Below are 25886 nucleotides of genomic sequence, written 5' to 3' on the forward strand. Positions count from 1 at the left end.
CACTGACCTGAGGGGCGCGGGGCCGCATCGATCAGCGGCTCCGCCGCGGGGCGCGGCCGGCCACGGAAGACCCGCGGCCGCCACACGACGACACGCGCCCGAGCTACCGGGCGTTCGGCCGTGCCCCTCCCCGCGCCGCCCTTTCCATCGCCTCCAGCTGGGACAGCATGGGCATCGGATCCACCCCCACAGCCCCGGGCAGCACCTCCGCGACCCGTTCCGGCGTCCAGGACCCCTCCCCGTGGACCGCACGGAGTTCACGAGGCTGGGCCCACACCGCGATCTTCGGCCCGGCGCTCGTGTACACCTGCCCGGTGATGTCCTGCTCCTTCGCGGCGTCGGACAGCAGGTAGACCACCAGCGCGGCCACGTCCTCCGGTTCCCCGATCTCCTTCAGCTCCGTCGGGACGCCCGCCGACATCCTCGTACGGGCCACGGGGGCGACCGCGTTGGCGGTCACCCCGTACTTGTGCAGCCCCAGAGCCGCGCTGCGGACCAGCGAGATGATCCCGCCCTTCGCGGCGCTGTAGTTGGCCTGCGAGACGGAGCCCTGGTGGTTGCCGCTGGTGAAGCCGATGAGCGTGCCGGACTTCTGGCGGCGCATGACGGCCGAGGCGGCACGGAAGACGGTGAAGGTGCCCTTGAGGTGGGTGGCGACCACCGGGTCCCACTCCTGCTCGGACATGTTGAACAGCATGCGTTCGCGCAGGATCCCGGCGACGCAGACGACCCCGTCGAGACGGCCGTACGAGGACAGGGCCGTGTCCACGACCCGCTGTCCGCCCGCCATCGTGGAGATGTCGTCGGCGACCGCGACCGCCTCGCCGCCCGCCGCCTCGATCTCCTTGACGACGGCCTCGGCGACCGCGCTCGTCGGCGCGGTGCCGTCGGCCGCCACGCCGTAGTCGTTGACGACGACCTTCGCGCCCTCGGCCGCCGCCGCGAGCGCGACCGCCCGCCCGATGCCCCGCCCGGCGCCCGTCACGGCGACCACCTTGCCTGCCAAGAAGTTCCCCACGTCCGGCCCCTTCCCGCGATTTCTGACGGACCGTTAGATTTTATGGCCCGTCAGATGTGCGGACACAAGCCCCGGGGAGGCACCGATGTCACTGCCCGCCGAGTTCCACGACATCGCCGAGCGCGTGAACAACTGGGGGCGCTGGGGGGCCGACGACGAGATCGGCACCCTGAACCTGATCACCGACGAGGTGGTGCGCGAGGCCGCGGCCTGCGTGCGCACCGGGCGCAGGGTGCCGCTCGCGCTGCCGCTCCAGCAGGACGGGGTGCAGACCGGGATGATCCCCGGGCGGGTCAATCCGCTGCACGCGATGGTGCAGATCAACCAGGAGCTGTTCGGGCCGGGCACGGTGGCGTGCAGCGACGACGCGGTGACCATGGGGCTGCAGGCGGGCACCCACTGGGACGCGCTGACCCATGTCTCGCACTCCGGGAAGCTCTACAACGGCCGGCCGGCGCACTCGGTCACCGCGCACGGCGGCGCGGAGTTCGCCGGCATCGACAAGGCGCGGCACATCGTCTCGCGCGGGGTACTGCTGGACGTGGCACGCGCGCGGGGCGTGGACCGGCTGGCGGGCGGGCACGCGGTCACGCCGGAGGACCTGGCGGCGGCCGAGGAGTTCGGCGGGGTGCGGGTGCGGGCGGGGGACGTGGTCCTGGTGCGGACGGGGCAGGTGCAGGTCTGTCTGGCCGGGGACAAGCACGGGTACGGCTATCCCTCGCCGGGGCTCTCGGTGCGCTGCCCGGAGTGGTTCCACGCGCGCGATGTCGCGGCGGTCGCGAACGACACGCTCACATTTGAGATATTTCCGCCCGAGATCGAGAATCTATGGCTGCCCGTGCACGCCCTGGATCTGGTGGAGATGGGGATGCTCCAGGGCCAGAACTGGAATCTCGAAGAGTTGTCCACAGCCTGTGGAGAAGAAGGGCGGTACGCGTTCCTGCTGTCGGCGATGCCCGAGCCGTTCGTCGGGGCGACGGGAACGCCGGTGGCACCCGTGGCCGTCCTGTGAAGTCCGGTTGGCGGCGCGCCCCCTGTATGCGACTTCACGCCGCCATCCGGTGCGACCCACACTCGACGAGGGTCGCCGTCACCCGCACCCTCGCCGTCCCCTCGCGGCGAATCGTTGCCCACAAGCGTGTTCAAACAGTCACACGCCGTCAACACCGGTACGGGGGTTTATTGCTTTCGCCCCGTTCATACGGACCGCGCACGGGTGCATCCCCGGCGCACCTCCGCACCGGGGGTCTACACCGCTTCGAATGCGAGGTCCTCGTACGCGGACAGACCGCCCCCGTACGCCACCGCCGCGCCCTCCCGGGCCTGCGAGCAGCGGTCCAGTTCGCACCAGATGCTCTTGCCGGAGCCCTCGGGGCTCCAGCCCCAGCGGTCGGCGAGGCAGTCGACGAGCGCCAGGCCCCGGCCGCCGGTGGCGTCACCGCCGGCGCAGCGCGGGACGGGGGCGCGGGAGCTGGTGTCGGCCACCTCCAGCCGCACCGTGGCCCGCGCGGCCGTCTCCGCCTCGGCCGCCGCCTCCGCCACCGCCTCCTTCGCCACCCCGGGCAGGAACAGCCGCAGCAGCGCCGGACGGCCGGTGTGCACCACGGCGTTGGTCACCAGTTCGGAGACGAGCAGGACCAGGGTCTCGGCCAACGGCTCGTCGGCCCCTATCCCGAGCCCCGCGAGGCGCGACCGGGCCCAGCTCCTGGCCCGTCCCACCTCCGCGGGGTCGGGCCGGATCTCCAGCTGCACTTGAAGCACCTGCACCGCTCACACCATCCGAACCGGCGGACACACGACCCCACGCCGAACGAACGCCGCGACACAGGCCGCGGCGAGCAGCACGACGAGGGCCACGATCGTAGCCATTTTCTGCATGGCCAGAACAATGGCCAGAGCAAGGGTCACAGAACGTGATTCCCTTGCGAGACAGCATGGTTGACGTACAGTCACCCCAACAAGCGCTTCGGGCATATTCCAGCGCGAAGGAGTACGCGCGCACCATACTGTGCGACGCGCATGCCGGGGAGTCGAACAGGCGGGAGTACAAGCCCTCACCGCCCTACGAGCAGCGGCGCGCACCGCGCGGTCCGGGGACGCCCCAAGGGCACCACCGGCACGGCTCGTGCTCGCAGCCACTCGCATCTCACACAAGGTACCGGAGGGGGCACCCGACTCCAGGACGTGACGAGTCACGCGAAGGACACAACCCGGTATCGACGCTCTGTGATTCCGGTATGCCACAATCCGCGACACCCCGGTCCGGTGCTGCGCGAGCGGCCCAGCCCAGAGCGCTGCCGCGCGCTCAGGCCGCCAGATCGGCGGCGAGGACTTCCTCACTCTGCGTACTCCCGCCGCCACGCCGGGCCCGCACCCAGGCCCGTTTGAGATGCAGATGGACTTCCGCCTCCCAGGTGAAACCCATGCCGCCGTGCACCTGGAGGCAGTCGCGGGCCCCGCGCACGGCGGCCTCGTCGGCGAGCAGCCGGGCGGCGGCGATGTCGGCCGGGTCGGCGGTCACGGCGGCCGCGTAGACGGCGGCGCGGGCCGTCTCGGCGCGCACCAGCAGGTCGGCGCACAGGTGTTTGACCGCCTGGAAGGCCCCGATCGGCTGCCCGAACTGCTCACGCGCCCGGGCGTGTTGCACGGCCAGCTCGCACGCGCGTGTGGCCGTGCCGAGCTGTTCGGCCGCGGTGAGCAAAGCGGCCACCGGATCCGGCGCACCGGCGCCCACGCCGGGAACCCCGGGAACCCGGTGCAGGGGCGTCAGCGGGTCCACCGAGCGCACCGGCAGGGCCCCGCGGGCGTCCCCGCACACGGTGTCGGCCGCGTCCAGCCACTCCGCGAGGGGGCCGTCCACGCGGGCCACCACGCTCTCCCCGGTGGCTGCCCCGGGTACGGTCCCGGCGGCGAGGTGGGTGGCCAGCACGGGCCCCGGGAGCAGCGCGCGGCCGGTCTCCTCGAAGACCAGCACCGCCTCAGGCAGGCCGAGGCCGACCCCGCCCTCCTCCTCCGGCAGCCGCAGCGCGAACAGGCCCGCCGCGCCCAGCTGCCGCCACAGGTCCCGGTCGAGGTGTCCCGCGCGGGCCACGGCCGCCCGCAGCGCGCCGGCGCCGAACCGGCGCTCCAGCAGCTGTCGCACCCCGGTCCGCAACGCCCGCTGTTCCTCGGTGAGTCGGAAACGCACGGTCACCGTCCCTTGGGCAGGCCGAGGATGCGCTCGGCGACGATGTTGCGCTGGATCTGCGAGGTGCCGGCGGCGATGGTGTACGACAGCGAGGAGAGCCGGTCGAGGACCCAGGGCCGGTCCAGGTCGAGGCTGTCCGGGCCGAGCACCTCGGCGGCGGCGTCGTACAGCTCCTGACGGGCGTGCGAATACCGGAGTTTGAAGACCGACCCCCCGACGCCCGGCACTCCGCCGCTCGCCTCCGCCTCGCTCACGTTCCACTGGGTCAGCCGCCACAGCGCCCGGAACTCGGCGTTGAGCCGCCCGAGCCGTCCGCGCAGCACCGGATCGTCCCAGCGGCCGTTCTCCCGTGCGGCGCGGGCGAGTTCGCCGAGCACCCGGCGGCAGGCGACGACCTCGCCGACGAAGGCCGTACCGCGCTCGAAGGAGAGCGTCACCATGGTCACGCGCCAGCCGTCGTTCTCCGCCCCGACCCGGTTGGCCACCGGCACCCGGACCTCGTCCAGGAACACCTCGGCGAACTCGGCCGACCCGGCGAGCGTGCGCAGCGGCCGTACGGTGATGCCGTCGGCGTCCATGGGCATGGCCAGCCAGGTGATGCCCCGGTGCCTGGGCGCCACCGGGTCCGTGCGGACCAGCAGTTCGCACCAGTCGGCGACCTCGGCGTGCGAGGTCCAGATCTTGGACCCGCTCACCACGTAGTCGTCGCCGTCCCGCCACGCGCGCGTGCGCAGCGCGGCGAGGTCGGAGCCGGCGTCCGGCTCGCTGAACCCCTGGCACCACACCTCGTCCCCGCGCAGGATCGGCGGCAGCCAGCGCGCCCGCTGCCCGGCGCTTCCCTCGGCGGCGATGGTCGGCCCGGCATGCAGCAACCCGACGAAGTTCGCGCCCACATAGGGGGCGCCCGCCTTCTCCGTCTCCTCCAGGAAGATCAGCCGCGTGGTCGGAGAGGCGTCCCAGTGGACGTCGGCGTACCCGGCGTCGTACAGCATCCGCTGCCAGCCGAGGTCGTAGGCGCGGCGGCCGGGCCAGTCGTCCGGGGACGGCTTCGCGGGCAGGGCGGGCAGCACCTTGGCGAGCCACTCGCGCAGCCGGACCCGGAACTCCTCCTCCTCGGGCGTGTACGAGAGGTCCATTACGTGTCGAGGTCCAGGTCCAGCATGCGGATGGCGTTGCCCCGCATCAGCTTGTACACGGTCTCCTCGTCCAGCCCCTTCACATGGTCGAGGGCGACCTCCTTGGTGTGCGGGAAGGTCGAGTCGACGTGCGGGTAGTCGGTCTCGAAGGTGGCGTTGTCACGGCCGACGACGTCGATCGAGGCGACTCCGTGCTTGTCGCGGAAGAAGCAGCAGAAGATCTGCCGGTAGTAGTACGTGGACGGCGGCTCCGGGATCAGGTCGCGCACCCCGCCCCAGGCGCGGTGCTCCTCCCACACGTCGTCGGCGCGTTCCAGGGCGTACGGGATCCAGCCCATCTGCCCTTCGGAGTAGGCGAGTTTGAGGGCCGGGAACTTCACCAGCACCCCGCTGAACAGGTAGTCCATCATCGAGGCCATCGCGTTGTTGAAGCTGAGCGAGGCCTGGACGGCGGGCGGCGCGTCCGGCGAGGCGGCGGGCATCTGCGAGCTGCTGCCGATGTGCATGTTGACGACCGTCCCCGTCTCCTGGCACACCGCGAAGAACGGGTCCCAGTAGCCGGAGTGGATCGACGGCAGCCCGAGATGGGTGGGGATCTCGGAGAAGGTCACGGCGCGCACCCCGCGCGCGGCGTTGCGCCGGATCTCGGCGACGGCCAGGTCCACGTCCCACAGCGGGATCAGGCACAGCGGGATCAGGCGCCCACCGCTTTCCCCGCACCACTCCTCCACCATCCAGTCGTTGTAGGCGCGCACGCACGCGAGGGCGACCTCCTTGTCGTGCGCCTCGGCGAAGGTCTGCCCGCAAAAGCGCGGGAAGGTGGGGAAGCAGAGGCTGGCCTCGACGTGATTGAGGTCCATGTCCTTCAGGCGCTCGACGGGATCCCAGCAGCCGCGCCGCATCTGCTCCCGGGTGATCCCCTCCAGGGTCATCTCGTCGCGGTCGAAGCCGACGGCGGCGATGTTGCGCTTGTACGGGAACTTCAGGTCCTCGTAGATCCACCAGTCGGTCGGCCGGCCGTCCGGGTCCATGGTGATCTGGTACTTCCCGCCGACGTACGCCAGCTCCCCGATCCCGGCGGTCAGCGGCTTGGGGCCCCGGTCCCGGTACCTGGCCGGCAGCCAGGTCTCGAAGAGATGGGCGGGCTCGATCACATGGTCGTCGACGCTGATGACGCGGGGCAGTTCGGTCATGGATCCCCACCTATCGATCTGATGGACCGTCAGATTCTCCTCTTCAGCAGGCTAGCCCCGCACCCCTGGACCGACAAGGCACGCGGGCCTACGCTCTGCCGCAGATCTGACGTACCGTCAGCTACGCAGGGGGTCGACGACGTGAACGACACCGCACATGCCCTGAGCGCCACACGCACCCTGTGGGAGCTGGTGGACCGCCGGGCCCGCCTGACCCCGGACCGGCCCGTCCTGCTCCAGGACGACCGCCGGCTGTCCTTCGGCGAACTGCGCGCGCGGGCCGAGCGGGTCGCGGCCGGCCTGTACGGCATGGGCGTGCGCCCCGGCACGGTGGTGGCCTGGCAGCTGCCCACCCGCATCGAGACGGCCCTGCTGTCCTTCGCGCTGGCCCGCCTGGGCGCCGTGCAGTCCCCGGTCATCCCCTTCTACCGGGACCGCGAGGTCGGCTTCGCGCTGCGCGAGTCCAGGGCCGAGTTCTTCGCCGTACCGGGCGTCTGGCGCGGTCACGACCACACGGAGATGGCCCGGCGGCTCGGCGCGAAGGGCGTCTTCGAGGCGTACGACGACCTGCCCGACGGCGATCCGTCCGTCCTGCCCGCTCCCCCCGCCGAAGGCACCTCGGTCCGCTGGATCTACTGGACCTCGGGGACGACCTCCGACCCCAAGGGCGTGCTGCACACCGACCGCTCCCTGATCGCGGGCGGCTCCTGCCTCGCCCACGCGCTGCGCCTCACACCCGAGGACGTGGGCTCGATGGCGTTCCCGTACGCGCACATAGCGGGACCGGACTACACGGTCATGCTCCTGCTCTACGGCTTCCCGGCGGTGATGTTCGAGCAGTTCGCGCTGCCGGACGCGCTGGAGGGCTACCGGCGGCACGGGGTGACGGTGGCCGGCGGCTCGACGGCGTTCTACTCGATGTTCCTGGCCGAGCAGCGCAAGCGGCCGGGGACGAAGCCGATTCCCTCCCTGCGGCTGCTCGCGGGCGGCGGGGCCCCCAAGCCGCCCGAGGTCTATCACGCCGTCGTACGCGAGATGGGCGTCCAGCTCACCCACGGCTACGGGATGACCGAGGTGCCGATGATCACCATGGGAGACCCCCGGGACACGCCCGAGAACCTCGCGACGACCGAGGGACGCCCGCCCGAGGGGATGGAGGTACGGATCGTCGCCGGCGAGGTGCGGCTGCGCGGCGAGGCCGTCTGCCAGGGCTATCTGGACCCGGCCCAGACGGCCACCGCCTTCGACGAGGAGGGCTTCCTGCGCACGGGCGACCTGGGACACCTGACCGGCTCCGGGCACCTGGTGCTCACCGGCCGGCTGAAGGACGTGATCATCCGCAAGGGCGAGAACATCTCCGCGAAGGAGATCGAGGACCTGCTCGCCGCACATCCGGCGGTGGGGGACGTGGCGGTGATCGGGCTGCCGGACGCGGAGCGCGGGGAGCTGGTCTGCGCGGTGGTCGAACGGCGGCCGGGTGCCGGTGCGTTGACCCTGGCCGACGCCGTCTCCCACCTGCGCTCGGAAGGGCTGTCCGTACACAAGCTGCCGGAGCGGCTGGAGGTGATGGACGCCCTCCCGCGCAACGAGACCCTGCGGAAGGTGCTCAAGTACAAGCTGCGGGAGCGGTTTTCGGGGCCGGTCAGCGGATGAGGGACTCGGGACCGAGGCGGCCCCACGCCACGAAGGCACACAGGGCGAGATAGGCCAGGTCCACCGGCATGAACCTGGCCTCGTGGCGCCGGATGCGCACGACCGCCGCACCCAGCATGATCACCGCCAGGCCGAGCGCGGCCGGCGGCACCAGGACCGGTGCGACGTCGAGCGCGGCGGGCAGGACCAGACCCACCGCGGCCAGGGTCTCAAGGGCTCCGATGGCCTTGACCGCGCCGGCGCCGAAGTCCTCGGCCCATCTCGCGCTGGGTCCCAGGGCGACCAGCTTCTCCTTCCGGATGAGCACTTTGGCGCCACCGCCGAGCAGGTAGGCGACGGCGAGCAGTCCGGTGACGATCCACAGAGCGAGGTTCATGCGGTCTCTCCTTGCGGGGTTCGCGCCCCTTGGCGTCGTGCGCTGTCGTCCCTCTGGGACAAGGCACCCCTGCAAGCTGTGACAGGACGCCTCGGATAACCTGCGGACGTCGTACGGATCTTCGACCGAGCCGGCGAGGAGGAGGTCCCGTGCCGGGATCAGCGAACGGGACGGACGGGGCCGGATACCGGCCGCTGCTCTTCTCCATCGCCTACGGGATGACCGGGTCCGTGGGCGATGCCGAGGACATCGTGCAGGACGCGTTCCTCGGCCTGACCCGTGCCCGCCGGGCGGGCACCACGATCAACGATCTGAAGGCCTACCTGACCACGTCGGTGACCCGGCTGGGCATCAACTACCTGGGTTCGGCGCGGGTACGGCGGGAGACGTACGTGGGCGACTGGCTGCCCGAGCCGGTCGTCGTGTCCGCCGAGCGGCCGGGCCCCGCCGAGCACGCCGAGCTGACCGACTCGCTGTCGATGGCGTTCCTCGTCCTGCTGGAGACCCTCTCCCCGGTGGAGCGGGCGGTGTTCATGCTGCGCGAGGTGTTCGGGTACGGCTACCCGGACGTGGCGAGGATGACCGGCAAGTCCGAGGCGAACTGCCGGCAGATCTTCGCCCGCGCCAGAAAGCGCGTCGCCCCCGCGGGACGGCCGGCCGGCGGCGCGCCGCCCCCGGCACGGCGGGCCGAGGGCGAGGAGCTCGCCCGCAAGTTCTTCGACGCCGCGTCGGGCGGCGACATGGAGGCGCTGCTCGGCATGCTCGCGCCCGACGTGGTGTTCCACGGGGACGGCGGCGGCAAGGCGCGTGCGATCGGCAGGGCGGTGGCCGAGGCACGGCGCGTCGCGCAACTGCTCGTCGGCGGGTTGCGCCGGCTCCGGCTGGTCGGCCTCTCCCTGCGGCCGGCCCAGGTCAACGGCCGGCCGGGCGCCGTGACGTACGACGCCGAGGGGCGCGTGGCCAGCGTGATCGGACTCGACATCGCCGACGGTGTGATCCACGCGATCCATTCCGTGTCCAACCCTGACAAACTCGCCCATGTCGGTCCGGTGTCGGACATCGCGCGGCTGCCGGAGAAATAGCCCAGGCCGGTCCGTCGCCCGGCAGGCATCGGCCCGCCGCCGCCCGGACAGTCCGTCGGTTTCGCTGCGACCGGCACGACGGACGGGCGAGGATTGCGGTCATGGGATTGTCGACCGCGTTCACGGAACTGTTCGGCCTGGAGCATCCGATCGCCCTGGCCCCGATGGGCGGATCGGCCGGTGGCGCCCTGACTGCGGCGGTCTCGCGGGGCGGCGGGCTCGGCCTGCTGGGCAGCGGGAACGGCGACGAGGCCTGGCTGGCCCGCGAACTGCCCGTCCTGAGCGGCGAAGTCGCCGGAAGACCGTGGGGCATCGGCTTTCAGACGTGGGCGGTCGACGACGGCACGATCGCGCGGGCACTGGAGCACGGTCCGCGGGCGGTGATGCTGTCCTTCGGTGACCCCGGTCCGTTCGTGGAGCGCGTCCGTGGCGCGGGCACCACGCTGATCATTCAGGTCACCGACCTGGAGGAGGCCCGAAGGGCGGTGGATCTGGGCGCCGACGTGATCGTGGCGCAGGGCACCGAAGCCGGCGGGCACGGGGCCCGGCGCGGGCGGTCCACACTGCCGTTCGTGCCCGTCGTGGTGGACCTGGCGGCACCGGTGCCGGTGCTGGCGGCCGGCGGGATCGCCGACGGCCGCGGCGTGGCGGCCGCCCTGGCGCTGGGTGCCGCCGGAGCGCTGCTCGGCACCCGCTTCCAGGCCACGTCCGAGGCCCTGGTCGCCCCCGCGACCGCCCGGGCGATCGTCGAGGGACGCGCGGAGGACACCGAGCGCAACAGGGTGCTGGACATCGCCCGCGGCTCGCGGTGGCCGGCGGAGTACACCGCGCGCACCCTGGGCCACCCCTTCCTCGACCGGTGGCGCGGCCGGGAGGACGACCTCACGGCCGCCCCTCATGCCCGGCGGGAGTACCAGGACGCCCTGGCACAGGGCGACATCCCCGCGCTGCCGCGGTGGGCGGGCGAAGCCGTGGACCTCATCGACGACCTGCCGTCCGCGGCCGATCTGGTGGGCACGCTGGCCGCCCGGGCCGAGGAGGCGCTGGCCCGAGCCGGCGGACGCTGACCGCGATCGCGGGCCGGACCGCCGCCCGGCCCTACTCGGGAACGGTGAAGTACCGCGCGAACGCGGGAACGACCTCGGTCTCGCCGACCCTGTCGTCGCCGTCGGTGTCGAGTGCGGCGGCGGTCGCCCGGGCGATGTCCTCCTGTACGTGGAAGACGCGCAGGACGCGCGCGGTGTCGGCGACGGTGGCACGGCCGTCCCCGTCCGGGTCGGCCACGGCGAGAGCCGCGTGCAGGAAGGGGCGGGCGATCTCGGCGAAGCGGTCGGGGTTGTCGCGCAGGCGCTTGACCGCGCCGGTGACGAACTCCTCGCGGGTGATCCGCTGGTCACCGTCCCGGTCCGCGATGCCCGCCATGCCCTGCCAGAACGCCTCCGCCCCGGCGTACAGCGCCTGGCCCTTGTCGGACCGGGCCGGCACGGCGAACTCGGCGAGCAGGGCCTTGGCCGCCGCGTTGAAGTCCTCGCGGTCGATGTAACCGTTGCCGTCCTGGTCGAACGTGGCGAACCGGGCGGCGATCCTGCGTTCGTACTCGGTGCTGACCATGTCTGTTCGGACCGCCTTACTTGACGTGGGGACTGCTCCGGGGTGGAGCGTACGTCGGGGGTGGCGGGGATACGGCGGGAAAGCGGCGGTTGTGCCAAGACCGGGGGAATTCTGCGACAACCTTGTGGCAACGGCCTGGACGGTGCTATGCGGAGAGCGGGCCGGCCTCGTCGTCGGCGGCGGCGTCGACGTCGGGGCGGACGTCGAAGAGGCGGCGGACGCCGAGCGCGCCGAGGACCCGGTTGACGTGCGAACCGTCGTCCGCGCCCTGGTCGGGCAGGATCAGCCGCAGCCGGCCCTGGCAGGAGCGGATCAGCCGGCGGGCGGCGACGAGGACGCCGACCCCGCTGGAGTCGCAGAAGAAGACCTCGGAGAGGTCGAGGATCAGGCTGTGATGCCCCTCCGCGACCACGTCGTGCACCCGCTGACGCAGCACCGGCGAGGTCATCAGGTCCAGCTCCCCGGACACCTGGAGCACGGCCCACTCGCCCCGCTCGACGCCGGTCACCTTGAATGCCACGGCCATGCCCCTCCGCTCGCCGGTATCCCGGAACCGCCCGGAAACGGAAGCAGTTCCTACGTTTCCTTCCGCGCGGCTGCCCAGCGGCGGTTCCCTGAAACTTCGGCGAGCAAACCGCAGGCGATCGGCAAGGGTCTTGTTTCGGTCACCCTCGATCGGGTTCGATCGGAGATGGACGCCGATGGGCACCTGTTGGGTGAAGGATATGTGAAGAGACCCCTATCACCTGCGGCGCCTCGGGGAGCGCACATTGACACAAAGGAGCGTGCGCTGTCAGAGGCGCCGACTACATTCGAGATGACGGTGCAGACACGCCGAACGGGCCGGACGAGGGCGAAGGGAGGGGCAGCATGGCGCAGAAGGACGTACCGCCCCGCTGGGACCGCAAGATGCAGCAGCGGCTCGCACACGGTGAAGCCGCCGCGCTCGGCGAGATGTACGACCGTTTCGCCTCGCTCGTGCACAGTCTCGCCCACCGCGTCCTCGGGGACGAGCGGGCCGCCGACGGCGTCACCCGCGAGGTCTTCGCCCATCTCTGGGAGAACCCCGACACCTACGACCCCAAGCAGGGCCCGCTGCGCTCCTGGGTCGCGGCCGTGACCCACCGGCTGGCCGTGCAGCGGCTGCGCGCCACCGAGACCGCCGCGCTCCCGCAGGGCGAGAGCGGCGCCACGGAGGAAGTGGAGAGCAAGCTGCGCCGCGCCTCGGTCGCCGCCCGCGCCGACTACATCGTCCACTCCATGCCCGCCCCGCTGCGCGCCGCGCTGGAACTGGCCTACTTCCAGCGCCGCGACTACCGCCAGACCGCCGTCGACCTCGGCGTCACCGAGGACGAGGCCCGCCGCCGGCTCCGCCTGGGCCTGCAACTGCTGTCCACCGCCCATGACGTCGGGACGCCGCCGGGATACGGGGGTGCGGTGTGAGCGGGGCGGGAAACCTCGGGGCACACGACGGGCCTGACGGGCACGGCGAGCACCACAGGGACGACGGCCGGGACGAGCACGAGTCCGGGGGCGCTCCGGGCGCGGACTCCGGTGCCGGTGACCGCGCCGGGGGCGCCGGTGACAGTGGCGTGCCGCCGGGCGCCGGCGGACCCGATCCGGGCAGGACGCCCCGCATACCTCTCCCCCGCGCCCCCGTCGAGGACAGCGGACAGCCGCTGCCGGACCTCGCCGACCTGGGCGGCCTCGCGCCCGTGCCGCTCGATCTGCCGCACGACGTCCTGAAGTCGCTCCTCGGCGCATGGGCGCTGGCCGCCTGCTCGGCGGCGGAGGCCACGGCCGTCGAGGAGCACCTGGGCCACTGCGGGTCCTGCGCGGACGAGGCGCTGCGGCTGCGCGAGGCGGTCGGTCTGCTGCACCAGCCCGAGAGCCTCGACCTGGACCCGACGCTGCGCACCCGGGTCCTGGAGAGCTGTCTGAGCCGCCGGCCGCCGCGCATTCCGGTGCCCGAGTGGGCGGCTCCGTACGACGCCGAGACCGCGCGACTGGACGCGCTGCTGCAGGACTTCGGGGACGCCGAGTGGCATGCGCCCGTGCGGCTGCGATGGTTCGAGGCCGACACGGCGACGAGCCGTCGTACCACCGTGGCCGGGGTGATCGCGCATCTGCTGTCGGTGGACGGGCTGGTCGCGGTGGCACTCGGTCTGGAGGATCCGCTGGCCGAGATCTTCGAGAGGGACGAGAGAGGCGAGACCGCCGAGCGGGACGTGGCGGGGCCCGCCGGGCGCACCGAGGCGTTCTGGCGGACGTCCCACTTCCCGCCGACACGCTCGGTGCGGGGGCCGTGGCGGGAACAGAGCCACAACCTCGTACGGACGGCGTCCTTCACGGACAGCGGTGCCGGGGAACTCACGGTGTCGTACGGCGACTTCGCACTGCCCCTGCACGACGCGATGCTGGACCGCGCCTTCGAGTGCTGGGTGCACGCGGAGGACATCGCGGAGGCGGTGGACTACCCGTACGACCCGCCCGCTCCGCGTCACCTGAACAAGATGATCGACCTGGCGGCCCGGATGCTCCCGGCCGCACTCGCCGAGCGACGGCGGGCCGGGCTGTCCGCGCCCGGGAAGGCCCCGCATCTCGTGCCGGCGGGGTCACCGGGCCGGAGCCTGCGGCTGGAGATCGAGGGGGCGGCCGGCGGGCACTGGCTGATCCCCCTGGACTCACCCGGGGCGGTGGGCTCCGCGGAGTTCGAGGTGGCCCATGTCGCGCTGGACGGCGTGGAGTTCTGCAAGCTGGCCGCAGGCCATGTGCCGCCGGAGGAGGCCGCGGCCGGGCAGGTCGGTGACCGGGAGGCCATCAGGGACGTACTGTTCGCGGCGGCTTCGTTGAGCCGGATGTAGGGGAGGGTTGCGGCTTAACGGGCGGCTGCGGGTGTGTGGGGGCCGTTCGCGCGGCAAACCGGACACAACCCGCAGGCGCGCGAGCCGAGAAAGCCCCCGCCCCTCAGGCGAACACCACCGTCCGCCGCCCATTGAGCAGAATCCGCCGCTCCGCATGCCACTTCACGGCCCGCGCCAGCGCCTGGCACTCCACATCGCGGCCGATGGCGACCAGCTGGTCCGGGGTCACATCGTGGCCGACCCGCTCGACCTCCTGCTCGATGATCGGCCCCTCGTCGAGATCGGCGGTGACATAGTGCGCCGTCGCACCGATCAGCTTGACGCCCCTCGCATGCGCCTGGTGGTACGGCTTCGCGCCCTTGAAGCTCGGCAGGAAGGAGTGGTGGATGTTGATGATCCGGCCGCTGAGCCGCTTGCACAGGTCGTCGGAGAGGACCTGCATGTAGCGGGCGAGGACGACCAGCTCGACGTCCTCCTCGCGGACCAGCTCGAGAAGCTGCGCCTCGGCCTCGGACTTGTTGTCCTTCGTGACCGGAATGTGGTGGAAGGGAATGTTGTACGAGCCCACCAGCTCAGCGAAGTCCGTGTGGTTCGACACCACGGCCGCGATCTCCACGGGCAGCGCGCCGATCCGGGCACGGAACAGCAGGTCGTTCAGGCAGTGGCCGAACTTGCTGACCATCAGGACGATGCGCATCTTCTCGTCGGCCCGGTTGATCTGCCAGTCCATGTGGAAGGAGTCACCGATCGCCGCGAAGCTCGCCCGCAGCTTGTCCACCGTCACCGGAGCCTCCGCCGAGAAGTGGACCCGCATGAAGAACAGTCCGGTGTCGCGGTCGCCGAACTGCTGACTGTCCTCGATGTTGCAGCCGGTCATGAACAGGTAGCTCGACACGGCGTGCACGATGCCCTGCTTGTCCGGGCAGGAGAGGGTGAGGACGTACTGGTCCGCCAGGGCGGCGGCGGGCGCGGACTGCTCATTCATGCGCTACAGGTTCCCACACCTGAATCGCGCCGTGGGCAGTCGTCCCGCAGGGCGGGACGGGCGGGCACGGCCTGCGTACCGGGCGCCGGCCGTGAGGAGCCCCGCCCCTGCCTACGCGGTCCGCGTCAGAATGCGCAGCACTTCCAGACTCTTCGGCGGCGTGTCCGACTCCTCCCCGTCGCTCGCCGCGAGGCGTATGTGCGCGTCCCGCGCCGCCCGCACCGCCTCCGGCCACCCGTGGTGGTCGAGGTAGGCGGCGACCGGCGCGTCCGGGCCGACCTGGTGCATGATCCGCAGCACCCGCAGCACGGCCGTGTCGACGAGCGCCGCCTCCTGCGAGTCCCGGAATATGGTTCCGATGTATTTCTCCGCCGACCAGTTGTCCAGCCAGGTGTCCTCCACCAGCCGGTACACGGCGTCGGTGACGTCACCGTATCCGTCCACGCCGGCCAGCCAGACGTCCCGCTGGAACACCGGATCGGAGAGCATGTGCAGCGCGGAGCGCACATTGCTGCGCCAGCGCCACCACGGCATGTCGTTCAGTGGCATGCCGCCCATGGTGGAGGAGCGACGGCCGCGACGGGAAGAGTTCTCCGAACCTTGCACGGTCATCGATCGTACGTTCTCTGCCGCAGCAGTCTCACCAGCCCCCGTAATTCACCTCGATGTCACCTCGGGTTGAACCACGGTCACTCTCTGGTTAGCGGTGTGAGGGAATCGTGCGTGTCCATGACCGGCAGGCGACGCATCACTCGTACCATCCTCCGAACCTTCTCCCGGCCCGTCAGAGGCACCGCCCTGTACGCGGGTGCACTGGCCGCCTGTGCGTCGCTCACCGCCGGATGCGGGGCCATCCCCGGTGCCACGGGGGGCTCCGGGGACGACCCGATCAAGGTCATGACCTGGGCGCCGGAGAACACGGACGCCACCAACAAGCCCGGCATGCCCGCGATGGCCCGCGCCTTCGGCAAGTGGATCAACGCCCACGGCGGTGTCAACGGCCGCAAGCTCGAGGTCCTGACCTGCAACGACCACAACGACAGCGTGGGCGCGGCAAAGTGCGCCCGGTGGGCGGCGGCCGAGGACGTGGTCGCGGTCGTCGGCTCCTACAGCCAGTTCGGCGACTCCTACCTCGCCCCGCTGGAGAGCTCGGGCATCCCCTACATCGGCGGCTACGGCGTCACCAACGAGGAGTTCACCGGCCCCATGTCGTACCCGGTCAACGGGGGCCAGCCCGCCCTCCTGGCCGGTCTCGGCAGGGCACTGGCCGGCACCTGCGGCCCGGTCTCCCTGGTCCGCCCCGACAGCATCGCCGGCGACCAGCTGCCCGCGCTGCTGGACTCGGGTCTGAAGGCGGGCCGGCACCCGGCCGCCAACGACCAGCTCGCGGCCGAGGACGCCACCGAATACAGCGTGCAGGCCGACCAGGCACTGCGGTCCGCGACCAAGGACGTGACCCGCAAGGGCTGCGTGGTGCCCGCACTCGGCGACCGCACCGACACCTTCATGGACTCCTTCCGGCGGGCCCGCGACAGCTTCCCCTCGGTGCGCACGGCGACCGTGCTGGGCAGCGTCGACCAGACCGTGATCAACGCGACGGGCGGGGCGTCGGGGCCTTACGAGGGGGCGTACATCACCAGCTGGTACCCGGTGGCGTCCGACCCGCGCTGGGCCCCGATGAAGAAGGTGATCAGCGAGGAGGCCTTCGGCGACAACCGCATCGACCCCGCGGACGCCGGAGTGCAGACCACCTGGATCGCCTACACCGTGCTCAAGGCCGTCCTGGACAAGATCGGCGCCGGCGAGGTGAGCGCCGACACCGTGCGGCACACCCTCGACGACGGCCTCGACGTGTCCACCGGCGGCCTGACCCCGACGCTGCACTGGCCCTACGAGGGCAAGCTCGCCGGGGTCGGCTTCCCGCGGCTGGTCAACGCCGACGTCACCCTCCAGATGGTCCAGGACGGCCGGCTGGTCGCCGCGAAGAAGACCGCCGGCTCGGGCATCAACGGGATCACCGACATGACGAGCACCCTGGAGAGCGCGGACCTGGACTGACCGGCCTCCCGGCGCCCGCCGTCCTCACAGCTGGGTCGGCTGGCGCTGGGTCAGGCCGTACTGCTTCGCGATGGTGTTCCACAGCGCGGCGGCCTTCACCTTCTGCGCGCTGGCGGTGCCGCTCTCCCGGTTGCCCGCCTGGGCCTGGCCGGTGGCGCGGGCCTGCCCCTTGTGACAGCCCTTCCTGCCGCCGCCGACCTGGTCGGCCCAGGCCGCGTAGTGGTTGTCGGCCGCCGCGGAGGCCTGCCAGGCCTTGGTGAGGGCGTCGGTCAGCTCTGCGTTACCCGGAAGCTTGTCGACGGACAGCCGGCCGAGCCGGGTGACCAGGCCGGAGCGCTGCTTGGCCGCGTCACGCAGGTCGGAGGCGGACTGGTCCAGGCTGTCGCAGCGCTTGACGTTCGCCACCGCCTGGATCACCGAGGCACGGCTGCTGCCGCTGTCGGAGAGCAGCTTGTCCAGGGCGACCGCCTGTTGCTTCGCGGGGTCGGCGGCCGAGGCGGAGTCCTGGGTGGCCGGGCCGGAGGCGGCGACCGTCTTGCTGTCGTCGCCCTTGTCCCCGCCACCGCCGCTGAGCAGCGCACCGGCGCCGACTCCCACGACGATGATGCCGATGCCGAGGGCGGCGATCAGCGGCACCTTGGACCTGCCGCTGCCTCCCCGGCGCCCCTCGTCCTCGTCCAGCGGCGGGCTGTACGACGGCTGGGCCGGGCCCGGGTAGGCGTTCGGCTGCTGGACGCGCGGCATCTGCTGGGTGGCCCCGGCCGGGCTCTCGGCGCCGCCCGGCCCACTGCGGAAGAGGTTGTCGAACTCGGCCGGCGGCTTCCGCTCCGCGCCCTGCGCCTGGCCGGTGTACGGCGGGATGTACTGCGTGGCCTGGGCGTCGGGGTGGGCGGCCGGGGCGGACGGCTGCTGCGCGCGCCCCAGGTACCGCGTCTCCTCCGCGGCGCTCTCGGGCGGCAGCGCACCGGGCATCACCGGCGGGATGTACTGCGTGGCGCCCTCGGGGGCGGAGGCAGCCGGGACCGGGGGCAGGTACTGGGTGGCGCCCTCGGCCGCGGAGGCAGCCGGGACGGGCGGGAGGTACTGGGTCGCCCCCTCGTCCGCGGGTGCGGCCACCGGGGCCTGCGCGGGTATGCCGCCGCCCGCCGGGGGAACCGGCGGGAGGTACTGGGTCGCGCCCTCGGCCGCCGGAGGCGGCGGGGCGCCGTGCGGTGCGCTCTGCGCCGGGTAGGCGTCCGGCACGGCCGGCGGCAGGGGCGCCTGGGCGGCGGGCGCGGGCGGCGCCTGGTACTGCTGCTGGTACGCGGCCGGGTCGCCGTACGCGGGCTGCGGGCCGCCGTACTGGGGCTGCCCGCCGCCGGAGCCGTAGGCCTGGCCGCCGTACGGCGCGGCCGGTGCGCCCTCCGGGGGCAGCGGGCCGGGGCCGTTGCCGGACGCGGGCTGCTGTTCCGCGGCGCCCCACTGCTGGGCGGGCGCCGGGGGCCAGCCCTGGTCGGGCTGGGGCGCCTGCTGCGGGCCGGGGCCCCAGGGGCCGCCCCATGCCTGGCCGCCGGCCGGTCCGGCGGGGGCCGGAGCGCCCGTCAGGCCGGGCACCAGCGGCTCGCCTCCGTCGGAGGGCAGCACGATGCCTTCGCGCGCGGGCCGCGCCGAGGGCTCCTCGCCCTGTCCACTCTGCGTCACCGGGACTCCTACGAATGGGGGACCTTCGGAATCGTCGGCTCACGCTACCGGGTCCCCCGAGCGGGGTGCCACGCGGTCAAGGGCGCGATCTTGTTCCCTGTGACAGTGGTAACAAACCGCCCCGTGGTGCGCCGTCCGCGGTGTCCGCCGCGCGTCCGAGAGCCGTTTCCCGGCCGTTCACGCACTCACGGGGCTGGTGTTCAGGCGGCCTGCTGGAGATCGAGACGGGCCCCGAACTCCCGCACGACCGTCTCGTCCCGGAAGGGCTCCAGGCGCTGCTGGAGATCCTCCAGATACTCGGCGCCCCGGTTGGAACGGAGCGTCTCCAGCAGCTCCACCGCCTTCAGACCGGTGCCGCAGGCCTGCTCGATCTCGCGCTGCTGCACCTGGGCCGTGGCGAGCAGCACATAACCGATGGCCCGCCGGCGGGCCCGGGACTCGGGGTGCCCGGCCAGCGACTGCTCGGCGTACCGCGCCGCCGCCTCGGCCTGGCCCAGGTCGCGGTGGCAGTGCGCCAGCTCGTCGGCCAGATAGGCCTCGTCGAAGTGCGCGATCCACACCGGGTCGTCCGCGGAGGCCGCGTCCGCGTGTTCCATCGCCTCGACCGCCCGCCCCGAGGCGTCCTGCGCGGCCCGGGCATCGCCGAGCAGGGCGTGCCCGCGGGCCTCGGCCGCGTGGAACATCGCCTCCGCGCGCGGGGTCACACGCCCGCGCGCCCCCTCCTGCGCGGCACGCGCCAGCTGGGCGATCTCGCGTGGGTTGCCGAGCTGCGCGGCCAGGTGGCTCATGGAGGCGGCGAGGATGTAACCGCCGTAGCCGCGGTCGCCGGCCGCCTGGGCGAGGCGCAGGGACTGGATGTAGTAGCGCTGCGCGAGCCCCGGCTGCCCGGTGTCCACCGCCATGTATCCGGCGAGCTCGGTCAGCCGGGCCACGGTCGCGAAGAGGTCGCGGCCCACCGCCTCCCGGTACGACCCCGCGAGCAGCCCGGAGACGACGCTGTTGAGGTAGTGCACGACGACCGGGCGCACATGTCCGCTGCCGAACTGGTGGTCGAGGTCCACCAGCGCCTGGGTCATGGACCGCACGGCGGCCACGTCGGACTGGCCCACGCGCGGGCCCGCCTGCCGGGCCACCTGGGCGTCCGGCGCCGAGATCAGCCAGTCGCGGCTGGGCTCGACCAGCGCGGAGGCGGCGACGGAGGAGCCGGACAGGAAGTCCCGCCGGCCCACGTCGCTGCGCCACAGCTCGCAGACCTGCTCGATGGCCCCCAGTACCGTCGGCGAGAACTGGAGACCGACCCCCGAGGCGAGGTTCTTGCCGTTGGCCATGCCGATCTCGTCGATCGTGACCGTACGGCCGAGCTTGCGCCCGAGCGCCTCCGCGATGATCGCCGGGGCCCGGCCCCGCGGCTGCTGGCCCCGCAGCCAGCGGGCCACGGACGTCTTGTCGTAGCGCAGGTCGAGGCCGTGCTCGGCGCCGCACATGTTGACCCGCCGGGCCAGCCCGGCGTTCGAGCACCCCGCTTCCTGGATGAGTGCTTGCAGCCGTTCGTTCGGCTGCCTCGCGACGAGAGGCCTTGCGGCCATGTGCTACCCCCTGCGTTGCGATCCCCTGGATCGTGAAGACCCGGCCGGAAGGATCCGGTCGTGAAGATCACTGCCCAGCTGACATACCGTCAATGCGTGACATGTGCGGTTTGCCGGGGTAAAGGTGATGCCTCCCCCTTCCTGGCTACCCAGCCCAGGCCCCGCTTCCTCCCGCGCGCCCCCACCCATGCACCCATGCGCCCCACTTGCGGAACCGATGCTCCTCCCCCGCGCGCGCTACAGCCGTAACTCCAGGTGAGTGCGGGAGTTGAGTTCAGCGTGGAAGAGACGATCGCGAGCACCGAAATCGCACAGATTCCGCAGCAGCGCGGCGAATCGCTGCTGGAAACCGCCGTGCGCTACGCCGAGGAGCGGCACTGGGACGTGTTCCCGGGCAGCTGGCTGGAAGCCGTCGACGGGGTGCAGCGCTGCTCGTGCGGCGATGCCTCCTGCCCTGCGCCGGGTGCGCATCCCACGCGCCCCGACTGGGCGACGCAGGCGACCGGCAGTGCGACCGTCGCCCGCCGGATGTGGCAGAAGCAGCCGACGGCGTCGATCCTGCTGCCGACGGGGCGCACGTTCGACGCGCTGTCCGTCCCGGAGAGCGCCGGGTTTCTGGCGCTGGCCCGGATGGAGCGGATGGAGCTGACCCTGGGTCCTGTGACGCTCACTCCCGACCGGCGGATGCAGTTCTTCGTGCTGCCGGGGGCCTCGGCGAAGGTTCCGGATCTGGTGCGGAAGCTGGGCTGGTCGCTGGCCTCGCTGGATCTTGTGCCGTTGGGTGAGGGCGGTTACGTGGCCGCTCCTCCCACTCGGTTCGGATCGCGTGGTGCGGTGCAGTGGGCCTGCCGGCCCACCCCCGCGAATCGGTGGCTGCCGGATGCGGAGGAGTTGATCTCGCCGTTGGCCTATGCGTGCGGCCGGGATCGCTGACGTGCGCCCACGCGGCGGAGCCGCATAGCAGGCACACTCCCGCGCCCCTGAAGGACATTTCCGCCGCCGTAGGGTTCTCGCATGACCGAAGCGGCAGTGCGGATACGGGGCCTCTGGAAGCAATTCGGGCAGCAAGTCGCCGTGGGCGGGATCGATCTCGACCTGCCCGCCGGGAAGTTCATCGGGCTCGTCGGGCCGAACGGGGCCGGGAAGACCACCACGCTGTCCATGGTGACCGGGTTGCTGCGGCCCGATCAGGGGTCCGTCGACGTCGTCGGGCATGACGTGTGGCAGGACCCGGTGGCCGTCAAGGCGCGGATCGGGGTGCTGCCCGAGGGGCTGCGGTTGTTCGAGCGGCTCTCGGGGCGGGAACTGCTCGGGTACTCGGGGCGGCTGCGCGGGCTGCCCGGCGCCGAGGCCGACAAGCGGGCCACCCAGCTGCTGGACGTGCTCGACCTCGCGGGGTCGCAGCACAAGCTGGTCGTGGACTACTCGACCGGCATGCGCAAGAAGATCGGGCTCGCGGCCGCTCTCCTCCACAACCCCGAAGTGCTCTTCCTGGACGAGCCGTTCGAGGGCGTCGACCCGGTCTCCGCGCAGACGATCCGGCGAGTCCTGGAGCGGTACACCGCCTCCGGCGCCACCGTCGTGTTCTCCTCGCACGTGATGGAACTTGTCGAGTCCCTGTGCGACTGGGTGGCCGTCATGGCGGCGGGACGCATCCGGGCCACCGGGACCCTGGCCGAGGTGCGCGCGGAGCATCCCACGCTGCAAGAGGCGTTCCTGGAACTGGTCGGGGCGCGCGAGCGGGATGCCGGGGCCGATCTGGACTGGCTGGGCGGCGGTGCCGCCCGATGACGAGCGTGACCTCCACCGTCGTACGGCTGAAGCTGTCCCTGCTGCGGGGCGGCCTCAGACAGTCGGCCGGCCGGCGGACCGCGTTCCTCGCCTCGGCCCTCGTCGCCCCGCTGTTCGCACTGCTCCAGCTGCTGGGACTGCTGGCGCTGCGCGGGCACGCGCACGCCGAGGCCGTGGCCGTGCCGGGTGCGGCCGTGCTGGCGCTGGGCTGGGCGGTGATGCCGCTGTTCTTCCCGAGCGGTGACGAGACGCTGGACCCGACCCGGCTGGTGCTGCTGCCGCTGCGGCCCCGCCCGCTGGTCCGGGCGCTGCTGGCCGCCTCGCTGATCGGCATCGGACCCCTGTACACGCTGCTGGTCCTCGCGGGCTGTGCCCTGTCGGTGGCGCACGGAGCCGCGGGATACGCCGTCTGCGTCGTCGCCGTCACCCTCGCGCCGCTAGTCTGCGTGGCGCTCGCGCGGGCCGTCGCCACCGCCAACGTACGGCTGCTGACCAGCAGGAAGGGACGCGATCTCGCCGTACTGAGCGGGCTGGTCGTCGCCATCGGGATGCAACTGGTCAACTTCGGTGCGGGCCAGCTGGGTTCGGGGGGCCTCGGCCGGCTGCAGCCGGCCGCCGACGTGCTGTCCTGGGTGCCGCCCGCGTCGGCGGTGGCGGCCGTACGAGCGGCGAGCGAGGGATCGTACGGCACCGCTGTCGGCCAACTCGCCGTGACGGTGGCCGCGCTCGTGGGACTCCTCGCCGTGTGGGCGCGGACGCTGACCCGGCTGATGACCTCGCCCGACGCGTCCACCCTCCCGACCGCCGGCACCGGGGCCCGGGACCGCTCCTCGGCCGGGCTCGGCCGGCTGCTGCCGGCCGGGCGCACGGGTACGGTCATGGACCGCGCCCTGCGCTACATCTGGCGCGACCCGAAGACCAAGGCCGCGTGGGTGACCTCGCTGGCCATCGGCCTGATCGTCCCGGTGTACAACGCGGTGCAGGGCACCGGCTCCCCCTACTTCGTCTGCTTCGCCGCCGGGATGCTCGGCATCCAGATGTACAACCAGTTCGGACAGGACACCTCCGCCTTCTGGATGGTGGCCCTGACCATTTCCTCCTCCCGCGACGCGTACGCCGAACTGCGCGGGCGGGCGCTGGCCCTGCTGGTGATCACCCTGCCCTACACCGCGCTCGTGACCGTGTCGACCACCGCGCTGCTGGGCGACTGGGCCCGGCTGCCGGAGGTCCTCGGGCTGTCCCTCGCGCTGCTCGGGGCGATGCTCGCCACCGGCGCCTGGGCCTCGGCCAGGTTCCCGTACTCCATCCCGCAGGAGGGCCACAAGAACGTGGCCCCCGGACAGGCCGGCCTCGCCTGGATCTCCGTCTTCGGCGGCATGATCGCGGCCGCCCTGCTCAGCTCCCCCGTCATCGCCGCCACCATCTGGCTGAACGTCAGCGCGGACGGCGACGCGTGGAACTGGGTGCTGCTGCCGGTGGGGGCGGGGTACGGGGCGACGATCACGTACCTGGGCCTGAAACTCGCGGCACCGCGAACGGCGGCGCGCCTGCCGGAAATCCTGGCGGCGGTGAGCAAGGGCTGACGGCACTTCTCAGTGCGGGGACCTTTCAGCGCAGGGCACCCTCAACTCACCCAGGGGCGCGGGGAACTGCGCGACAAGCCACGACGCACCCGCACCCGCCAACGCACAAAAAACCCCGCAGACGAGAAGGCACTCACACCCCGAGCACCGCGTCAAGAAACGGCTCGACAGCCCCCCGCCAAGCCGACGGCTGGTCATAGTGCACAAGGTGCCCCGCGTCGGACACCTCCGCATACTCCCCACGCGGCAGCACCCGCACCATCTCCTGCGCCTCGGCCCGCCCCAACTCCCCGTCCAGCCCGCGAACGACCAGCGCGGGACACCGAACCTGCGCCAACTCCTCCCAGTGCGCGTCGTACACCCAGCTCTCCCGGGTCGCGAGCATCTGCTCCGGCTCGAAGACGGGGCGCCAGCCGTCGGCGGACTCGTGCATCACCTCGGCGTAGAAGGCGCCGCGCGCGGGGCTCGGGCGCTCCACCCACGGATCGTCCTCGCCGAACCACTTGCGGACGTCGGCCAGCGTGGCGAAGGGGACGGGCCAGGACCGGAACCACTCGGCCCACTCGCGCTGCGAGGCCGCGCCGAGCGCGGAGGCCCGCATGTCGCAGATGATCAGGCCGCGCACCAGATCGGGGCGTTTCGCGGCGAGCTGCCAGGCGGTGAGCGCGCCCATGGCATGGCCGATGAGGACGGCGGGGGCGAGACCGAGCTGTTCGAGGGCGGCCTCGGCGTCCTCGACGTAGGCCTCGCGGGTGTAGGCGGCCTGTGGAGGCTTGTCGCTCCGGCCGTGGCCGCGCTGGTCGAGCGCGAGGGCGCGACGGCGCTCGGCGAGCCAGCGGGCGGTGGACGCCCAGTGCGAGGCACGGCCCATCAGGCCGTGCAGTAACAGCACGCCCGGAGCCCCGGGCTCCGCCTCCGGTTTGGGCGGGTCCACGAACTCCCAGGCGGCCAGGCGCACCCCGCCCGCTCCCGTCACATCGATACGCCGTGCCATCGGCCTGGCACCCCCCAGCTCCGCCTGCCTCGTACCGGTGTACTGCCGTTGCTGTCGCCGTGATCGCCGTTCTTGCCGTTGTCGCCGTCGTACTGCCGCCGCAGAATATCGAATACCTATTCGAGAATGCTGCCTCTGCGGACAACACCCCTCATTCGAGTGACACCCCTCAAGGAATGATCGCCGCCGCCGAGGGGATCTTTCTGGCGGGAGGCGGACCGCTCGGGGAAAAACGGTCCGAAGGGGATGACCCTGAGAGCTCGGGGCTCCGGGTCAGCACAGGGGAGGACAGGCCCCGGCGCCACACGGCGCCGGGGCCCTCTCATGCTCAGCGCTTGGCGACGAACACATGCGAGGCGACGTCCGCCTCCAGCTCGGCCGCCTCGCCGCCGCTGCCCACCAGCACCCCGCCGGCCGACTCCGTCACGCTCACCACCGAGCCGGGCTGCACACCCGCCCGCCGCAGCGTGTACATCAGCTGCGCGTCCGTCTGGATCGGCTCGCCGATCCGGCGGACCACGACCGTCTTCCCGTCGGAGCCCGGGTCCAGGTCGGCCAGCGACACCATGCTCTCGTCCAGGAACGGATCCGCGCCGTCCTTCTCGCCCAGTTCCTCCAGGCCCGGGATCGGATTGCCGTACGGCGACTCGGTCGGGTGCCGCAGCAGCTCCAGCACGCGACGCTCGACGGCCTCGCTCATCACGTGCTCCCAGCGGCACGCCTCCGCGTGCACCTGCTCCCACTCCAGGCCGATCACATCGACCAGCAGACACTCCGCGAGACGGTGCTTGCGCATCACACGCGTGGCGAGCCTGCGGCCCTCGTCCGTCAGCTCCAGGTGCCGGTCGCTGGCCACGGACACCAGGCCGTCGCGCTCCATCCGCGCCACCGTCTGGCTCACCGTCGGCCCGCTCTGGTCGAGCCGCTCCGCGATGCGGGCGCGCATGGGGACGACGCCTTCCTCTTCCAGTTCGAGGATGGTGCGGAGATACATCTCCGTGGTGTCGATCAGTCCGGACATACGTGCCCCTCGGTTACCTCTGCCGGAAGCCCGGCGCGTGCGCTGGCCCTGGCACCAATTCTGCCGTA

General features: G+C 72.2%; 24 protein-coding genes. 10 read left to right on the forward strand and 14 right to left on the reverse strand.

Going from position 1 to position 25886, the window contains the following annotated elements; translation table 11 throughout:
• Window positions 1-103: 103 nt before the first annotated feature.
• Window positions 104-1018, reverse strand: coding sequence for an SDR family NAD(P)-dependent oxidoreductase (locus AVL59_RS44425; protein WP_067315788.1), 915 nt, complete (start codon window positions 1016-1018; stop codon window positions 104-106).
• Window positions 1019-1103: 85 nt separating this feature from the next.
• Here AVL59_RS44425 and AVL59_RS44430 point away from each other — a divergent pair, with 85 nt between their 5' ends.
• A complete protein-coding gene (locus tag AVL59_RS44430; RefSeq protein WP_067315791.1) occupies window positions 1104-2030 on the forward strand; it encodes a cyclase family protein in 927 nt (308 codons plus the stop codon).
• Between the two features lie 236 nt (window positions 2031-2266).
• Here AVL59_RS44430 and AVL59_RS44435 read toward each other — a convergent pair whose 3' ends face one another.
• The 4 genes from AVL59_RS44435 to AVL59_RS44450 form a co-directional block, all read right to left on the reverse strand.
• Window positions 2267-2770 carry an ATP-binding protein gene (locus AVL59_RS44435; RefSeq protein ID WP_067315793.1) on the reverse strand — a complete coding sequence of 168 codons (504 nt, stop codon included), beginning with the start codon at window positions 2768-2770 and terminating at the stop codon, window positions 2267-2269.
• 553 nt (window positions 2771-3323) lie between these two features.
• Window positions 3324-4205, reverse strand: a complete 882-nt coding sequence (locus AVL59_RS44440; protein WP_067315795.1) for an acyl-CoA dehydrogenase family protein — start codon at window positions 4203-4205, stop codon at window positions 3324-3326.
• A 2-nt stretch (window positions 4206-4207) separates the two neighbouring features.
• Entirely contained in the window at window positions 4208-5341 is a 1134-nt protein-coding gene (locus AVL59_RS44445; RefSeq protein ID WP_067315797.1) for an acyl-CoA dehydrogenase family protein, read from the reverse strand.
• Window positions 5341-6534: an amidohydrolase family protein gene (locus tag AVL59_RS44450; protein ID WP_067315800.1), complete on the reverse strand. Its 1194-nt coding sequence runs from the start codon at window positions 6532-6534 to the stop codon at window positions 5341-5343. Before AVL59_RS44450 ends, AVL59_RS44445 begins: the two co-directional genes overlap by 1 nt.
• Before the next feature lie 141 nt (window positions 6535-6675).
• Here AVL59_RS44450 and AVL59_RS44455 point away from each other — a divergent pair, with 141 nt between their 5' ends.
• Window positions 6676-8187 (forward strand): class I adenylate-forming enzyme family protein, encoded by a 1512-nt coding sequence (locus AVL59_RS44455; RefSeq protein WP_067315803.1) that lies wholly within the window; start codon window positions 6676-6678, stop codon window positions 8185-8187.
• On the opposite strand, the gene AVL59_RS44460 is transcribed toward AVL59_RS44455, so the two are convergent.
• Window positions 8177-8563, reverse strand: a complete 387-nt coding sequence (locus AVL59_RS44460) for a DoxX family protein (protein ID WP_067315806.1) — start codon at window positions 8561-8563, stop codon at window positions 8177-8179. The two genes, AVL59_RS44455 and AVL59_RS44460, sit on opposite strands and share 11 nt — an antisense overlap.
• Window positions 8564-8712: 149 nt before the next feature.
• Between AVL59_RS44460 and sigJ the strand changes: the two genes are divergently transcribed.
• Complete coding sequence (gene sigJ, locus AVL59_RS44465) at window positions 8713-9645, forward strand: RNA polymerase sigma factor SigJ (protein ID WP_099053231.1); 933 nt, start codon at window positions 8713-8715, stop codon at window positions 9643-9645.
• 101 nt (window positions 9646-9746) lie between these two features.
• Window positions 9747-10712, forward strand: a complete 966-nt coding sequence (locus AVL59_RS44470; RefSeq protein ID WP_067315809.1) for an NAD(P)H-dependent flavin oxidoreductase — start codon at window positions 9747-9749, stop codon at window positions 10710-10712.
• A 31-nt stretch (window positions 10713-10743) separates the two neighbouring features.
• On the opposite strand, the gene AVL59_RS44475 is transcribed toward AVL59_RS44470, so the two are convergent.
• Both AVL59_RS44475 and AVL59_RS44480 read right to left on the reverse strand, forming a co-directional pair.
• Window positions 10744-11256: an EF-hand domain-containing protein gene (locus tag AVL59_RS44475; protein WP_067315812.1), complete on the reverse strand. Its 513-nt coding sequence runs from the start codon at window positions 11254-11256 to the stop codon at window positions 10744-10746.
• Between the two features lie 145 nt (window positions 11257-11401).
• Window positions 11402-11782 carry an STAS domain-containing protein gene (locus AVL59_RS44480; protein ID WP_067315816.1) on the reverse strand — a complete coding sequence of 127 codons (381 nt, stop codon included), beginning with the start codon at window positions 11780-11782 and terminating at the stop codon, window positions 11402-11404.
• 344 nt (window positions 11783-12126) lie between these two features.
• Here AVL59_RS44480 and AVL59_RS44485 point away from each other — a divergent pair, with 344 nt between their 5' ends.
• Window positions 12127-12699 (forward strand): sigma-70 family RNA polymerase sigma factor, encoded by a 573-nt coding sequence (locus AVL59_RS44485; RefSeq protein ID WP_067315818.1) that lies wholly within the window; start codon window positions 12127-12129, stop codon window positions 12697-12699.
• On the forward strand, window positions 12696-14120 hold the full coding sequence (locus AVL59_RS44490) for a zf-HC2 domain-containing protein (RefSeq protein WP_372450399.1): 1425 nt from the start codon (window positions 12696-12698) through the stop codon (window positions 14118-14120). The genes AVL59_RS44485 and AVL59_RS44490 overlap by 4 nt, the downstream gene beginning before the upstream one ends.
• Window positions 14121-14223: 103 nt before the next feature.
• Here AVL59_RS44490 and purU read toward each other — a convergent pair whose 3' ends face one another.
• Window positions 14224-15105 (reverse strand): formyltetrahydrofolate deformylase, encoded by an 882-nt coding sequence (gene purU / locus AVL59_RS44495; protein ID WP_067315821.1) that lies wholly within the window; start codon window positions 15103-15105, stop codon window positions 14224-14226.
• Between the two features lie 111 nt (window positions 15106-15216).
• Window positions 15217-15717 (reverse strand): SCO4402 family protein, encoded by a 501-nt coding sequence (locus AVL59_RS44500; protein WP_067315824.1) that lies wholly within the window; start codon window positions 15715-15717, stop codon window positions 15217-15219.
• Window positions 15718-15834: 117 nt separating this feature from the next.
• Here AVL59_RS44500 and AVL59_RS44505 point away from each other — a divergent pair, with 117 nt between their 5' ends.
• A complete protein-coding gene (locus AVL59_RS44505) occupies window positions 15835-17163 on the forward strand; it encodes an ABC transporter substrate-binding protein (RefSeq protein ID WP_079147288.1) in 1329 nt (442 codons plus the stop codon).
• Between the two features lie 24 nt (window positions 17164-17187).
• On the opposite strand, the gene AVL59_RS44510 is transcribed toward AVL59_RS44505, so the two are convergent.
• Window positions 17188-18843: a hypothetical protein gene (locus tag AVL59_RS44510; RefSeq protein WP_067315827.1), complete on the reverse strand. Its 1656-nt coding sequence runs from the start codon at window positions 18841-18843 to the stop codon at window positions 17188-17190.
• A 200-nt stretch (window positions 18844-19043) separates the two neighbouring features.
• Entirely contained in the window at window positions 19044-20429 is a 1386-nt protein-coding gene (locus AVL59_RS44515; protein WP_067315830.1) for a transcriptional regulator, read from the reverse strand.
• Window positions 20430-20708: 279 nt separating this feature from the next.
• Here AVL59_RS44515 and AVL59_RS44520 point away from each other — a divergent pair, with 279 nt between their 5' ends.
• The 3 genes from AVL59_RS44520 to AVL59_RS44530 all read left to right on the forward strand — a co-directional run bounded on the left by AVL59_RS44520 (window position 20709) and on the right by AVL59_RS44530 (window position 23803).
• Entirely contained in the window at window positions 20709-21362 is a 654-nt protein-coding gene (locus AVL59_RS44520) for a bifunctional DNA primase/polymerase (protein WP_067315832.1), read from the forward strand.
• 81 nt (window positions 21363-21443) lie between these two features.
• Window positions 21444-22220 carry an ABC transporter ATP-binding protein gene (locus tag AVL59_RS44525; RefSeq protein WP_067315834.1) on the forward strand — a complete coding sequence of 259 codons (777 nt, stop codon included), beginning with the start codon at window positions 21444-21446 and terminating at the stop codon, window positions 22218-22220.
• Window positions 22217-23803 (forward strand): transporter, encoded by a 1587-nt coding sequence (locus tag AVL59_RS44530; RefSeq protein WP_067315837.1) that lies wholly within the window; start codon window positions 22217-22219, stop codon window positions 23801-23803. The genes AVL59_RS44525 and AVL59_RS44530 overlap by 4 nt, the downstream gene beginning before the upstream one ends.
• A 133-nt stretch (window positions 23804-23936) precedes the next feature.
• On the opposite strand, the gene AVL59_RS44535 is transcribed toward AVL59_RS44530, so the two are convergent.
• Together AVL59_RS44535 and AVL59_RS44540 are read right to left on the reverse strand one after the other, a co-directional pair.
• A complete protein-coding gene (locus tag AVL59_RS44535) occupies window positions 23937-24797 on the reverse strand; it encodes an alpha/beta fold hydrolase (protein ID WP_067315839.1) in 861 nt (286 codons plus the stop codon).
• Window positions 24798-25125: 328 nt separating this feature from the next.
• Complete coding sequence (locus AVL59_RS44540) at window positions 25126-25818, reverse strand: metal-dependent transcriptional regulator (protein WP_067315842.1); 693 nt, start codon at window positions 25816-25818, stop codon at window positions 25126-25128.
• Window positions 25819-25886: the final 68 nt, after the last annotated feature.

This window comes from Streptomyces griseochromogenes, assembly GCF_001542625.1.
In the GTDB taxonomy this organism is placed as follows: domain Bacteria; phylum Actinomycetota; class Actinomycetes; order Streptomycetales; family Streptomycetaceae; genus Streptomyces; species Streptomyces griseochromogenes.

Coding starts and splice junctions, on each gene's coding strand:
- AVL59_RS44530 (WP_067315837.1), top strand. CDS start 22,217: ATGACGAGCGTGACCTCCACCGTCGTACGGCTGAAGCTGTCCCTGCTG.
- AVL59_RS44470 (WP_067315809.1), top strand. CDS start 9,747: ATGGGATTGTCGACCGCGTTCACGGAACTGTTCGGCCTGGAGCATCCG.
- AVL59_RS44505 (WP_079147288.1), top strand. CDS start 15,835: ATGACCGGCAGGCGACGCATCACTCGTACCATCCTCCGAACCTTCTCC.
- AVL59_RS44540 (WP_067315842.1), bottom strand. CDS start 25,818: ATGTCCGGACTGATCGACACCACGGAGATGTATCTCCGCACCATCCTC.
- AVL59_RS44500 (WP_067315824.1), bottom strand. CDS start 15,717: ATGACCGTGCAAGGTTCGGAGAACTCTTCCCGTCGCGGCCGTCGCTCC.
- AVL59_RS44450 (WP_067315800.1), bottom strand. CDS start 6,534: ATGACCGAACTGCCCCGCGTCATCAGCGTCGACGACCATGTGATCGAG.
- AVL59_RS44445 (WP_067315797.1), bottom strand. CDS start 5,341: ATGGACCTCTCGTACACGCCCGAGGAGGAGGAGTTCCGGGTCCGGCTG.
- AVL59_RS44525 (WP_067315834.1), top strand. CDS start 21,444: ATGACCGAAGCGGCAGTGCGGATACGGGGCCTCTGGAAGCAATTCGGG.
- AVL59_RS44535 (WP_067315839.1), bottom strand. CDS start 24,797: ATGGCACGGCGTATCGATGTGACGGGAGCGGGCGGGGTGCGCCTGGCC.
- AVL59_RS44475 (WP_067315812.1), bottom strand. CDS start 11,256: ATGGTCAGCACCGAGTACGAACGCAGGATCGCCGCCCGGTTCGCCACG.
- AVL59_RS44430 (WP_067315791.1), top strand. CDS start 1,104: ATGTCACTGCCCGCCGAGTTCCACGACATCGCCGAGCGCGTGAACAAC.
- AVL59_RS44485 (WP_067315818.1), top strand. CDS start 12,127: ATGGCGCAGAAGGACGTACCGCCCCGCTGGGACCGCAAGATGCAGCAG.
- AVL59_RS44515 (WP_067315830.1), bottom strand. CDS start 20,429: ATGGCCGCAAGGCCTCTCGTCGCGAGGCAGCCGAACGAACGGCTGCAA.
- AVL59_RS44480 (WP_067315816.1), bottom strand. CDS start 11,782: ATGGCCGTGGCATTCAAGGTGACCGGCGTCGAGCGGGGCGAGTGGGCC.
- AVL59_RS44460 (WP_067315806.1), bottom strand. CDS start 8,563: ATGAACCTCGCTCTGTGGATCGTCACCGGACTGCTCGCCGTCGCCTAC.
- purU (WP_067315821.1), bottom strand. CDS start 15,105: ATGAATGAGCAGTCCGCGCCCGCCGCCGCCCTGGCGGACCAGTACGTC.